This is a genomic window from Streptomyces platensis, from assembly GCF_008704855.1.
GTDB classification, from domain to species: Bacteria; Actinomycetota; Actinomycetes; order Streptomycetales; family Streptomycetaceae; genus Streptomyces; species Streptomyces platensis.
This window is the reverse complement of record NZ_CP023691.1, coordinates 6,895,474-6,907,632: the sequence shown is the minus strand read 5'-3', so window position 1 is coordinate 6,907,632 and position 12,159 is coordinate 6,895,474. Positions and strand designations below refer to the sequence as shown.

General features: G+C 73.0%; 9 protein-coding genes. 5 read left to right on the top strand and 4 right to left on the bottom strand.

All coding sequences use genetic code 11. The features are described 5' to 3' along the window. Window positions 1–51: 51 nt before the first annotated feature. Window positions 52–2,697, top strand: a complete 2,646-nt coding sequence (locus tag CP981_RS30455) for a SpoIIE family protein phosphatase/ATP-binding protein (protein WP_085923875.1) — start codon at window positions 52–54, stop codon at window positions 2,695–2,697. 99 nt (window positions 2,698–2,796) lie between these two features. Further along, window positions 2,797–3,282 carry a hypothetical protein gene (locus CP981_RS30450; RefSeq protein ID WP_085923874.1) on the top strand — a complete coding sequence of 162 codons (486 nt, stop codon included), beginning with the start codon at window positions 2,797–2,799 and terminating at the stop codon, window positions 3,280–3,282. A 222-nt stretch (window positions 3,283–3,504) separates the two neighbouring features. Here the strand turns inward: CP981_RS30450 and CP981_RS30445 are convergent, their stop codons facing one another. Beyond that, a complete protein-coding gene (locus tag CP981_RS30445) occupies window positions 3,505–3,960 on the bottom strand; it encodes a DUF4118 domain-containing protein (RefSeq protein WP_244329852.1) in 456 nt (151 codons plus the stop codon). Between the two features lie 293 nt (window positions 3,961–4,253). On the opposite strand from CP981_RS30445, the gene CP981_RS30440 reads away from it, so the two are divergent. Together CP981_RS30440 and CP981_RS30435 are read left to right on the top strand one after the other, a co-directional pair. Then, entirely contained in the window at window positions 4,254–6,224 is a 1,971-nt protein-coding gene (locus CP981_RS30440) for an APC family permease (protein WP_208852998.1), read from the top strand. A gap of 126 nt (window positions 6,225–6,350) precedes the next feature. Next, complete coding sequence (locus CP981_RS30435) at window positions 6,351–7,151, top strand: maleylpyruvate isomerase family mycothiol-dependent enzyme (protein WP_085923873.1); 801 nt, start codon at window positions 6,351–6,353, stop codon at window positions 7,149–7,151. Between the two features lie 108 nt (window positions 7,152–7,259). Here CP981_RS30435 and CP981_RS30430 read toward each other — a convergent pair whose 3' ends face one another. Next, the gene (locus CP981_RS30430) at window positions 7,260–7,481 is read right to left on the bottom strand and encodes a hypothetical protein (RefSeq protein WP_085923872.1); all 222 of its coding nucleotides are present in this window, start codon (window positions 7,479–7,481) and stop codon (window positions 7,260–7,262) included. A 180-nt stretch (window positions 7,482–7,661) separates the two neighbouring features. Here CP981_RS30430 and CP981_RS30425 point away from each other — a divergent pair, with 180 nt between their 5' ends. After that, entirely contained in the window at window positions 7,662–8,432 is a 771-nt protein-coding gene (locus CP981_RS30425; protein WP_244329851.1) for a TetR/AcrR family transcriptional regulator, read from the top strand. A 33-nt stretch (window positions 8,433–8,465) separates the two neighbouring features. Here the strand turns inward: CP981_RS30425 and CP981_RS30420 are convergent, their stop codons facing one another. Then, entirely contained in the window at window positions 8,466–9,656 is a 1,191-nt protein-coding gene (locus CP981_RS30420; protein WP_244329850.1) for an acyltransferase family protein, read from the bottom strand. Continuing rightward, entirely contained in the window at window positions 9,653–12,043 is a 2,391-nt protein-coding gene (locus tag CP981_RS30415; RefSeq protein ID WP_085923869.1) for a glycosyltransferase, read from the bottom strand. Before CP981_RS30415 ends, CP981_RS30420 begins: the two co-directional genes overlap by 4 nt. Window positions 12,044–12,159 lie beyond the last annotated feature (116 nt).

The following is a 12,159-nucleotide window of genomic DNA, read 5'->3' as shown; positions in this document are numbered from 1 at the left end:
GCGCCGCACGGCCGGGCACCTCACGGTGGAGCACAATGCTAAATATGGGTCATGACGGAAATTTTCGGGCGAGAAGGTGACGATGCACCGGCGTCACCACGCTCCCCGGGAACGCGCCCGCGCTCGCCGCTGAACGGTCCTCGCCTCGCGGGCCGGGTGTCCGTACGGCAGCTCGCCCGCGCGGTGCTGCTGGGGATCGTGGCCGTCCTGGCGCTCGCCTTCCAGGCCCCCGACGCGAGCGCCCGGCAGGGCCGTCAGCTCGCGGCCGCCGCGGCCCAGCCCGCCACCCAGGCGCCGGACACCCGTACCGCCGTACGCGCCGCCCACCCCCCGCCGCCCCGGGAAGCGGCGGCCCCGGAGCAAACGGGCGCACAGGGGGAGGACCAGTTTCCGGTGCTGCTCGGCTCCGCCGCCGGGGTGCTGCTGCTGGTGGCCGGCGGGGCGGCCCTGGTGGGGTGGCGGCTGCGGCGGCAGACCGGCGGGGTGCGTCCGGCCGAGATGCGGCAGCGGTACGACCACCATGACGCGGTGCTGCACGCCGTACGGGAGGGCGTCCTGATCCTCGGCAGTGACGGACGGCTGCTGCTGGCCAACGACGAGGCCCGGCGGCTGCTCGAACTGCCTGCGGACGCGGAACGGCGCCCGGTCGCGGACCTCGGGCTGGAACCGCAGCTGAGCGCGCTGCTCGCGTCGGGGCGGGCGGCGACCGACGAGGTGCTGCTGGCGGGCGACCGGCTGCTCGCGGTGAACGTCCGGCCGACCGCCCCGAGCGGCCGTCCCGCCGGGACCGTGGTGACGCTGCGGGACACCAGAGAGCTGCGGGCGCTGGCCGGCCGGGCGAGCGTGGCCCAGGAACGGCTGAAGCTGATCTACGACGCGGGGCTGCGGATCGGCGCCACGCTGGATGTGGGGCGGACCGCCGAGGAGCTGGCCGAGGTCGCGGTGCCCCGGTTCGCCGATGTGGTCACCGTCGAGCTGCTGGAGCCCGTGCTGCGCGGCGACGAACCGACGGTCGGGGCGAACGCCGAACTCCAGCGGATGGCGGTCAAGGGGGTCCCCGAGGAAACGGCGATCTACCGGGTCGGCGAGGTGATGCGCTATGTGTCCGGTACGCCGATGGCGACGGGCCTGGCGAGCGGCCGGCCGGTCCTCGTCGGCGACCTGTCCGCCTCGGACGCCTGGCGGCAGCAGGACCCGGACGGCACCCAGCGGGTCCTGGACTCCGGTATCCGCTCGCTGATCACCACACCGCTTCAGGCGCGCGGCGTGGTGCTGGGGCTGGCCAATTACTGGCGGTCCGGCGCCTCCGGCACCTTCGAGGAGGAGGATCTGGCCTTCGCCGAGGAGCTGACCGCACGGGCCGCGGTCGCGGTCGACAACGCCCGCCGCTACACCCGCGAGCACACCACCGCCGTCACCCTCCAGCGCAGCCTGCTGCCGCAGACCCTGCCCGAGCAGTCCGCGCTGGCCGTCGCCCACCGCTATCTGCCCGCGCACGCCGGGGTCGGCGGCGACTGGTTCGATGTGATCCCGCTGCCCGGCGCCCGGGTCGCGCTGGTCGTCGGCGATGTCGTGGGACACGGTCTGCACGCCGCCGCCACCATGGGCCGGCTGCGGACCGCGGTCCACAACTTCTCCGCCCTCGACCTGCCGCCCGACGAGCTGCTGAACCACCTGGACGAACTGGTCACGCATATCGACACGGATGAGGCGCGGGCAGCCGGCCTCGGGGCAGACACAGGCACCGGCACCGGCACCGACCCCGGCACCGGCGGCAGGGGACTCGACGGCGCGGGGACGTGGTCCGTCGGCAGTGAGGGCGACCCCGAAGGCGTGCCGGGGCGCACCGGCATCACCGGCGCGACCTGCCTGTACGCCATCTACGATCCGGTCACCGGCCGGGTCACGCTGGCCACCGCAGGGCACCCCGCCCCGGCCGTGATCGGCCCCGCCGGCTCCGTCTCGTTCCCCGAGGTGCCCGTCTCCCCGCCCCTGGGCCTGGGCAGCAGCGTGCCGGTGGAGACCGCGGAGCTGACGCTGAGCGAGGGCTCCCGGCTGGTGCTCTACACCGACGGGCTGGTCGAGAACCGGGACCGCGATATCGCCACCGGTCTGGAGCTGCTCCGTACGGCCCTGGCGGCCGGGGCGGACCGCACCCCCGAGGAGACCTGTACTGCGGTCCTCGACGCGATGCTGCCCGCCCACCCCAGCGACGACATCGCCCTCCTGGTGGCCCGCACCCAGCTGCTGGACCCCACACGGGTCGCCGAATGGGAGGTGCCCTCCGACCCGGCGGCCGTCGCCCCCGTACGGGCGGCCTGTCTGCGCATGCTGGAGTCCTGGGGCCTGGCGGCGATCGACTTCACCACCGAGCTGATCCTCAGCGAACTGATCACCAACGCCATCCGCTACGGCGCCCAGCCGATCCGGGTCCGGCTGCTGTACGACCGCGCCCTGATCTGCGAGGTCTCCGACGGCACCAGCGCCTCCCCGCATCTGCGCCGCGCCGCGACCACGGACGAGGGCGGCCGCGGCCTCTTCCTCGTCGCCCAGTTCGCGCACCGCTGGGGCACCCGCTACACACCGGGCGGCAAGGTCATCTGGACCGAACAGTCCCTCGACGGCGACCGCCCGGAGCCCGGCCCGGACGCGACCGAGGACGTCCTCGACCAGTGGGACGACGTGCCGGCGCTGTGAGGGGGAGGAGGTCCTCTGGCGGGGGTCCTGCCGGATGCAGCCCCCTCACCCCCTGGCTAAGCTCGTTGAAGGGGCCGACGACTGATCTTGGAGGCTCCCATGGTGCAGTTGCCCGAAGCGCGTGATCTGGCTCCGCGGCTGGCCGTTGGTGCGTTCATCCTGGATTCCGGGCTGACGCTGCTGCGGGCCGACCCGGCGACCGCCGAGGGCGTGCACGGGATGGCGCGGGTGGCCTATCCATTCCTGGACAAGATGCCCGCCGAGCAGTTCACCCGGCTGCTGGCGTGCTCCGAAGTCGCGGTCGGCGGTGCGCTGCTGGCACCGTTCGTCCCCACCCGGCTGGCCGGACTCGCGCTGACCGGGTTCTCCGGCGGACTGGTCGGGATGTATCTGCGAACTCCCGGGATGCGGAAGCCGGGGAGCCTGCGGCCGACCCAGAACGGCACCCCCTTGGCCAAGGACGTCTGGATGCTGGGCATCGGCCTCGGATTCCTGGGCGCGGCGAGCCGCCGACGCCGGGCCGCGGCCCGCCGATACCGTCGCGCGACCCTCTCCCGGCGCCGCAGGTGCTGGTGCCGCGGCTGAACCTTCCCGGCACGAGGCCCCGTACGAGCCCCTCGACCGTCCGGGCCGCCGGCCAGTCGCCGGTGCGCCGCCCGGTCCGCTCTCCCCCCAAACGCGGCCCGCTACTGGCGCACCAGCCACGTCGCCCGATCCACTTCCCGGTCGAGGTCCCGCAGCAGGAAGCCGAGGAGTCGTCGGCCGCCGGCGCCGATCAGGGGACGGGCGCCTGACCCGGCCGGCCCGTCAGCCGACCGACCGCCGTCGTACGGCCCGTACGGCGGTCGCGCAGCCCGCGCCCGTGGCGGCGGCGAGGAGGAGGACGAGCAGGCTCGTCCGGTCCGGGGCGTGGAAGGCCAGTTCGGAGTGCTGGTGGAGGACGAAGCCGTCGTAGAACATCCAGGACGCCAGGGCCGCGACGGGGGCCAGGGCCGGGCGGGTGCGGAGTGCCACGGCCAGCGTCAGCAGGGCGAAGAGGGCCAGTACGGCGGATGGGTGGGCGGTCGCGCCGGTCAGCAGCAGGGCGGTCACCAGCAGCGCCGCCCCGACGGCGCCGAGCGGCAGCGCGAGGTCACGGGCGAGGGTGCGGTCCGGCGGCACCCGGTGGGCCGGCTGCGGTGCCGACGGCCTGACCTGGGGGAACTGCGTGGTGCGGGGGCGGTATGGGCGGAGCGGGGGCGCCGGGCGGTGAAGGGTGGTCATGGGGAGCACCTCCTGCTGCGGCCTCGTGCGGCGGACCGGTGATGTGGTCCGGTGGATCCGCGGTGGACCCTTGCCGCCAGATTGCGCCCCCGGGACGGTCCGGGAGCGCCGTGGCGCAGTCTTTAACGCGCTGCGTACGGGCGGTGGACGCTTTCTGACACCGTCTTGACGTCAGGGGGTGAACCGGCCGATGTCGCCGGATGCGGGGTGGGCCGGGGCGACGCTCACACGGTGATGCATACTCGCTCCTCGTTGCCCGAACCGACGACCGATGATCGGCAGGACGTACCCGCATGACCAGTGTCCAGGCGGACCCCGCGCCTCCCGCCGCCCCCACCTCCCGACGGTGGCGCGGCTGGCTGCTGGACGGGCTGAGCAGTCAGGCCGCCCGCCACCCCGGGCCGCACGGCACCCCGCCGGCCGAGCACAAGGGGCACTCCTGGTGGCGGGTGATGTGCCTGACCGGTGTCGACTACTTCTCGACCCTGGGCTACCAGCCGGGCATCGCCGCGCTGGCGGCCGGGCTGCTGTCGCCGTTCGCCACGCTCGTGCTGATCGCGCTGACGCTGCTCGGCGCGCTGCCGGTGTACCGCCGGGTCGCCAAGGAGAGCCCGAACGGCGAGGGTTCGATCGCCATGCTGGAGCGGCTGCTGCCCTGGTGGGCGGGGAAGCTGCTGGTGCTGGTGCTGCTGGGGTTCGCCGCCACCGACTTCATCATCACGATGACGCTGTCGGCCGCGGACGCCTCGGCGCACGTCGTGGAGAACCCGTTCGCCCCTCCGCTGCTGCACGGCGCGAACCTGTGGATCACCCTGGTGCTGCTGGCCGCCCTGGGCGCGGTGTTCCTCAAGGGCTTCCGTGAGGCGATCGGCATAGCCGTCGGCCTGGTCGGCACCTATCTGGCGCTGAACGTCGTCGTCCTGGCCACCTCGGCCTGGCAGGTGCTGTCGCACCCGGTGGTGATCGACAACTGGTGGGGCGCCATGACCGCCGCGCACTCCTCGCCGCTGGCGATCGTCGGGGTGGCGCTGCTGGTCTTCCCCAAGCTGGCGCTGGGCATGTCCGGCTTCGAGACGGGCGTCGCCGTGATGCCGCAGGTCCAGGGCGATGCCGCGGACACCGCGGCGCACCCGGCCGGCCGGATCCGCGGCACCCGCCGGCTGCTGACCACCGCGGCGCTGGTGATGAGCGGTTTCCTGCTGCTGTCGAGCCTGGCCACCACCCTGCTCATCCCGCAGCACGAGTTCGAGGCCGGCGGCTCCGCCAACGGGCGGGCGCTGGCCTACCTGGCGCATCAGCACCTCGGCGAGGCCTTCGGCACCGTCTACGACCTCTCCACCATCGCCATCCTCTGGTTCGCCGGTGCCTCGGCGATGGCCGGACTGCTCAACCTCGTCCCGCGCTATCTGCCGCGCTACGGCATGGCCCCGGAGTGGGCGCGGGCGGTGCGCCCGCTGGTGCTGATCTTCCTGGCCATCGCCTTCGGCATCACCGTCCTGTTCAACGCCAGCGTCGATGAGCAGAGCGGTGCGTATGCGACCGGTGTGCTGGTGCTGATGCTCTCGGCGTCCTTCGCCTCCACCGTCGCCGCCCGCCACCGCCGCCACCGGGCGTCCGCCGTCGGCTTCGGCGCCATCACCGTCGTCTTCGGCTACACCCTGATCACCAATGTCATCGAGCGGCCGGACGGCCTGAAGATCGCCCTGCTGTTCATCCTGGGCATCCTGCTGACCTCGTTCGCCTCACGGGTGCACCGGGCCTTCGAACTGCGCGCCGTACAGGTCGGCTTCGACGGGACCGCGCAGCGGCTGATCGACGCCGCGCTGGCGGCCGGGCCGCTGCGGGTCATCGCCAACGAGCCCGACGAGCGGGACGAGGCGGAGTACCGGGAGAAGGAGTACAGCCAGCGCGAGGAGACCCATATCCCCGACGGGCGGCCGGTGTTGTTCCTGGAGGTCACCGTCCGGGACTCCTCGGACTTCACCACGGACCTGCACGTCCAGGGCGAGGAGCGGTACGGGGCGCAGATCCTGCGGGTGGAGGGCGCCGGTGTGGCGAACACCATCGCCGCCGTCCTGATGCAGCTGCGCGAGCACACCGGCCAGGTGCCGCACGTCTACTTCAACTGGACCGAGGGCCATCCGCTCAGCCATCTGCTGCGCTTCCTGGTCTTCGGCGACGGCGAGGTCGCGCCGGTCACCCGGGAGGTGCTCCGCCGCGCCGAGCCCGACCCGGCCCGGCGGCCCCGGGTCCACGTGGGCTGACGCCCCCGGCCGGTGCCCGGCGACGCGGGTAGGGCCCCGGCTCCGGCGCCCGCCGGCTGTGGCAGGCTGCGCACAGATGCCCGGCCGTACCGGTCGCCGGGCCGGAGAGATCGGGAACCACCGGCCATGCACACCTCTCACCCCGGGGGCCGGGCCGTCGGTCCCGCCGAGCACCGCGCCGCCGTCGCGACCGAGACCGCCGCATTCGTGGCGGCGCTGGACGGCGCGGACCTGACGGCCCCGGTGCCCGGCTGCCCGGATTGGGCGCTCCGTGACCTGGTCAAGCACACCGGGAGCGTGCAGCGCATGTTCTCCGTGCTGCTGCGCCGACTGGTCCAGGAACCGCCGCGAAGCCGGGAGGTGGAGCTGCATCTGCCGACCGCGGAGGACGGCTGGGCCGACTGGCTGTCGGCGAGCGCCGCGGAGGCCGCGGACGCCTTCGCCGGCACCGATGCGGACGCCCCGATGTGGGCGTGGGGCGCCGATCAGCACGCCCGGTTCTGGATGCGGCGGATGCTGTTCGAGACGCTGGTGCACCGCACGGACGCGGAGCGCGCGCTCGGCCGCCGGCCGGTGATCGACCCCGCGCTCGCGACGGACGGCGTGGACGAGTTCCTGACGAACCTGCCGTACGCCACGTTCTTCGCGCCCCATGTGGCCCGGCTGCGCGGCGAGGGCGAAACCCTCCGCTTCCGGTGCACCGACACGGACGGCGACTGGCTGATCCGACTGCGGCCCGACAACTTCGGAGTCGAGCCCAGGGCCGGGGAGGACACGACAGCCGCCTCCGCCGACGCCGGTGTCCAGGGCACGGCGGCGGATCTGCTGCTGCTCCTGTACGGGCGCCTGGACCGCGGCTCGGACGCCGTCGAGACCATGGGCAATGAGGAGCTACTGACGCGCTGGTTCAGCAACTCCGCGTTCTGAGGCGGGAGTTGCCGGTGCGTAGATCTCTGCGGGCCCGCAACTCCTCGCGGCGGGCCGACTGTTCTTCCCGGCCCCTCGACCGAAGCTCTCCCACAGAATGCCGGACGGTCAGTTCCGCCGGCCGAGCGCCTTCGCCCGGGTGTGGGCCCAGCCCGTCAGCAGCACTCCGACGGCGACCAGCGCCATGTGTACGGCCAGCGTGACGGTGAAACCACCACCGAGCCAGCCGAGGAATCCGGTGTCGGTGTGGTCGAAGAGCAGCCGGATCGCGCCCTGCGCGAAGGCCACCATCACGATGGCGCCGGCGATCTGAAAAATGTCGTACTTCATCGGTCCCCCAAAAAGTGCTGCCTGTACGCGCTGTCGACAGGCCCTCTGTTGCCCCTGTTCCCCTGCCCCCCTGTTCCCCGAGGGCGTTACGAACGTATCATTCGGAAAACCGTAATTGGCCGCTGAATTACTGCGTAATTCGACTTACGTCACACAATTCAGGGAATCGGGAGGGGAATCGTGCGTGCGGAAAAGGGGCGCTCGGGAGGGCCGGTGTGCCGGATGTGCCGTACGGCCCTCCCGCCGGTGGGGCGGGGCCGGCCGGCGCTCTACTGCTCGCGCAGCTGCCAGGCCAAGGCGTACCGGCGGCGCAAGCAGACGCCGGTCCCGGCGCCCGAGCGGCCGGTGGCGGAGGCACCGTCGGGCAAGCGGCTGCGGATCGCCGAGGCGCTCTGGCGGATCGCCGCCGAGCGGGGGCTGCACGCGGCGAGCCTGCGGGAGGTCGCGGCCGAGGCGGGGGTGTCGTTGCGCGCGGTCCAGTACCACTTCGGGAGCAAGCACCGGCTCCTGGTCGACGGGCTGCATCTGCTGCACGCGGAGAACGAGCGCATCGCCCGTTCCCGCATCCCGTTCGATGCCACGGAACCCCGGGGTCTGCTGCGGGCGGTGCTGGACGAATTCCTGCCCGTCGACGCTCAGCGTGCCACCGCGCTGCGGGTGTTCGCCGCGTACTACGCGCGCAGCCTGACCGACCCCGACCTCGCCAAGGTCTTTCTTCCTGCCGAGCAGCCGCTGGAGCGGCTGGTGGCGGAGCTGATCTCGGTGGCGCGGGCCGACGGGCGGACCGCGCCCGGTCTCGATCCGTGGCGCGAGGCCGATCTGCTGGTCTCCGGTGCGGTGGGGCTGGGCAGTGATGTGCTCCACGGGCGCCGCACGCTGGACGAGGTGCGCCGCACCCTGGACTATCACCTCGATCGGATCTTCGCCGGAGACCGGCGCGCGGGGCGCTGATCTCCGGCGAAGGTGACGGGCCGCCGGCCGCCGTCAGCGGGTGGCCGGCTCCGGATAGAACTCCCGTGGCCGGCCGCGGTGGTCCTTGAGCCGGCTGAGCAGGCTCGCCGGATATTCGATGAGCCAGTAACTCGCCGCCGCCACGGGCACCGCCACCAGGAACACGATGAGCAGGGCCGGCAGGAAGCCCGACTGCCCGGTGGGCAGCAGGCCGGCGTTGTGGAGCTGGAGCATGACCGGCTCGTGCCAGATGAACAGGCTGTAGCTGACGAGTCCGGCGGCGGTCAGCCAGCGGGCCGTCAACAGGCCGTGCCAGAAGGTCTGTTGACGTACGTGGAGGGTACTGAAGAGCAGCACCACCCACAGGGCCGAGGCGATCGGGTGGTAGAAGGTGAAGGTGAAGTTCTCCGGGCCGGAGTCCAGGGAGAGCGCGAACAGTCCGGCCGGCGCGAGCGCGGCCAACGGCAGTGCGGTGCGCGGCCCGAGGCGGCCCCGGTCACCGAGGGCGGCGGTCAGCACGGCCAGCCCCATCCCGGCCGCGAACCCGCCGAAGCGGGCCTGCGGGCCGAAGTACACCACCCAGTCGGTGTGCGGCACCCCGAACCGGTAGTGGGCGACGGCGATCCAGGCGAGCGGCGCGGCGTACAGGAACAGGCACCCCGCCGCGCACACCGCCACCCTGGTACGGCGCCGGCGCAGCGGACGGCAGGCACGGACCGCCAGCGGCCCGAGCGCCACCAGGACGAGGTAGAAGAGCACCTCCAGCGACAGCGACCAGGTGGGACCCAGGGTGTAGAAGATCCGCTGCCGGTCGAAGACATGGGTGAAGGTGAGGTGCTCGACCAGGTCCCGCCAGTTGCCGGGCAGGGTCGGATTGCGAGTCGCCCAGACGACCAGCACCGCCAGGAAGTACAGCGGCAGGATCCGGATCGCCCGCCGGAAGAGGAACAGCCGGGCGGGCCGGGTCGAGCCCCCGTCGAGGGCGGCCCGTGCGTACGACAGCGTCAGCAGATACGCCGACAGCACGAAGAAGAGGTCGATGACTTCGAGGGAGAGGACGGCGCCGAGGACCGGGTTGTCGACCGGCGGGTGGCTGCCCTGTGCGTCATAGCGGAAGTACTGCTGCCAGACGTGGAAGGCGACGGTGCTGAGCGCGGCGAGCCCGCGAAAGCCGTCGATGGCACTGGCCCGGCCGCGGGCCGGAGCGGTGTCCGTACGGCTCATCGGCGGGCCACCGCCTTCGCCCCGGCGGCCCGCGGGGTGACCCGCCACTGCCGGTCCCCCAGCGCCTCCTTCAGATGCGCCTGCCGGGCCACCATGTTCTTGAAGTGGCTGTAGAAGAAGGTCGAGACGAGGAGATAGGACCAGAACCAGCGGCCGCGGGAGCGGAGTTCGGGTACCGCCAGCCGCCAGGCGAAGAGTGCCTGCACCGGGCCGGCCGCCATGGTGAACAGCACCGCCAGTACGCACACCGGCACCGCCCAGTCGAGCCGGTGCAGCCCGCCGGCCTTCCAGGCCGAGTACAGCAGGATGGGCAGGATCTGGAGCGTCAGCCACGGCTGCACCTCGCGCCAGCCCAACAGGACACAGAGGCCCAGTTTCTGACGGGCCGTGAAAGCAGGCGAGCGCAGGCTGCGCCACAGATGCCGGAGCGAAACCTGGAGCCAGCCCTGTGCCCAGCGGGAGCGCTGGTTCCACAGCGCCTTCAGGGTGGTGGGCGCCAGTTCGCGGGAGATGAGGGTGCGGTCGACGGCGAACCGGGCGCCCTCGCCCAGGGCGCGCAGGGTCGAGTCGATGTCCTCGGTCAGCATCGAGCCGTGCATCCGGATCCGGGCGAGCAGATCCGTCCGCCAGAAGCCGTTCGAGCCGCCGAACACGCCGAAGCCGTACAGCCGGGTGCGGCCCGGGTGGCTGACCGCGTAGATCGCCTCGAACTCCACCGCCACCAGCTCGGCGATCCGGGAGCTCTCGCCGTTGCGGATCACGCAGTGCCCCTGGACGACGTCATGGCCGTGGGACAGCCAGTGCCAGGCGTCCCGGAACGCGTCCCGGGCCGGGTGGTGGTCGGCGTCGAAGATGCCGACGAACTCGCCACGGACCCGGGTGACCGCGGCGTTGATGTTCTGCGCCTTGGAGGTGCTGCCCGCGACCGGCAGCAGCACCAGCCGGGGGTCGCGGGCCGCGATCTCGCGGAGGGTGTCCTCGACGGGCAGCGGATGCGGCGTGTTGTACGCCAGCAGGATCTCCAGCTCGCCGGGGTAGTCGAGGCGGAGGAACGACTCGACGGTCTCGACGATGGTCGCGGCCTCGTTGGGCAGATACGCGGCGATGACGGCGCTGGCGGGCGGGTACGGCGCGCCGGGTGTCTCGGGCCGGGCGGCCGCGTCGAGGGAGAAGAGGCACTCCAGGACGATCAGCAGCGCGGACAGCACCAGTCCGGCCACCACCACCCAGTACATGGCGGAGCCGAGGTCCCAGCCCAGTGCGTACGTCTGGAGGTAGAGCACGAACGGCACCGCGACGCCGAGCAGCAGGGCCAGGACCGGGGAGAGCGCCGAAAGGGCGGGCCGGACCAGCGCGCTGAAGGACGGGCGGCGGTGGCGGTGCGGGGTGCCGCGCATCCAGGGCGCGTACCGCACCGGGCGCAGATCCCGGTGGCGGAGCGCCTCTTGGACCGCGTCCCGGGCCTGGCCGGCGGCCCGGCCGCCGTCCGCGCAGCCGGCCAGCGGCAGCCAGCCGATCGCCGGGGTGAGCCGCACGTTCTCGTCCGCGACGATGAACCGGGTACCGGCCACGGTCGCGGCGAATTTCTCCAGCCCGCGGCGGGCCGTCTCCCCGTCGACCCCGGGCAGCAGCATCAGCAGCTGGCCGTCGTCGTCCCAGCCGAGCCGGTCGCAGAAGCTGCCGAGCCGCTCCGCGACACCCGCCAGCCGCTCGGCGACCTCACGGCGTATTCGCGGTCCGAGGCGGGCCTCCAGGGCGGCCATCTCGGCCACGCCGACCACGGCGAGCACCCCGCCGTTGCGGGCGGCCTCGGGGCGCCGCAGTTCACGGTCGAGCTCGTCCAGGAAGTGCGCGTGGGAGTACAGGCCGGTGCGCGGGTCCCGCGGCAGGTTCTCGACCGGTACGGGGACGCGGCGGAGCTTGGCCTCGATACGGGCGGAGAGTTCGTCCGGGTCGGAGGCCTCCGGAACGCAGTCGTCGGCGCCGTGGCGCAGCAGGTCCGCCGCTCCGGCGGGTTCCGGGCCGGCGGTGACCATGAGCAGCGGCAGCGCCCGGCCGGCGGGGACGGTGCGGACCTCGCGGATCACGTCGAGGCCGCTGTCGCCGTCGGCGCCGGGTGCGCCCCGGTCGTCGAGGGCCACGATGGCGTCCGGGTGTGCCTGCCCCATCCGCCGGTCGACCTCGCCGGGCGGGGCGTGGCTGACCTCGTGGCCGGTGGCGCGCAGGGTCCGGGTGAGGCGCTCCAGGCGGGGCCCGGGGGCGCCGACCACCAGCACATGCCCGCCGCCGCGGGAGCGGTCGGCGGGGGTGGTGGGGGCGGCGGGGTCCGCGGCGTCGAGCAGGGCCATGGGGGAGCCCTGGGAGGTGGTGCGGTGCGAAGTGAGCACCTGGGGATGTCCTTTCGTGCAAGAAGGCATGCGAAAGCGGGCCCGGGCCGCGCCGCGTCGGCGGCAGCGGTCCGGACCTCTAGCCGACTGTCAGATGCATGACAGGTACACAGATC

Bases quoted from the DNA above. Each gene is read 5' to 3' on its own strand.
- CP981_RS30455 (WP_085923875.1), top strand. From the start codon at position 52: ATGACGGAAATTTTCGGGCGAGAAGGTGACGATGCACCGGCGTCACCA.
- CP981_RS30450 (WP_085923874.1), top strand. From the start codon at position 2,797: ATGGTGCAGTTGCCCGAAGCGCGTGATCTGGCTCCGCGGCTGGCCGTT.
- CP981_RS30445 (WP_244329852.1), bottom strand. From the start codon at position 3,960: ATGACCACCCTTCACCGCCCGGCGCCCCCGCTCCGCCCATACCGCCCC.
- CP981_RS30420 (WP_244329850.1), bottom strand. From the start codon at position 9,656: ATGAGCCGTACGGACACCGCTCCGGCCCGCGGCCGGGCCAGTGCCATC.
- CP981_RS30435 (WP_085923873.1), top strand. From the start codon at position 6,351: ATGCACACCTCTCACCCCGGGGGCCGGGCCGTCGGTCCCGCCGAGCAC.
- CP981_RS30430 (WP_085923872.1), bottom strand. From the start codon at position 7,481: ATGAAGTACGACATTTTTCAGATCGCCGGCGCCATCGTGATGGTGGCC.
- CP981_RS30440 (WP_208852998.1), top strand. From the start codon at position 4,254: ATGACCAGTGTCCAGGCGGACCCCGCGCCTCCCGCCGCCCCCACCTCC.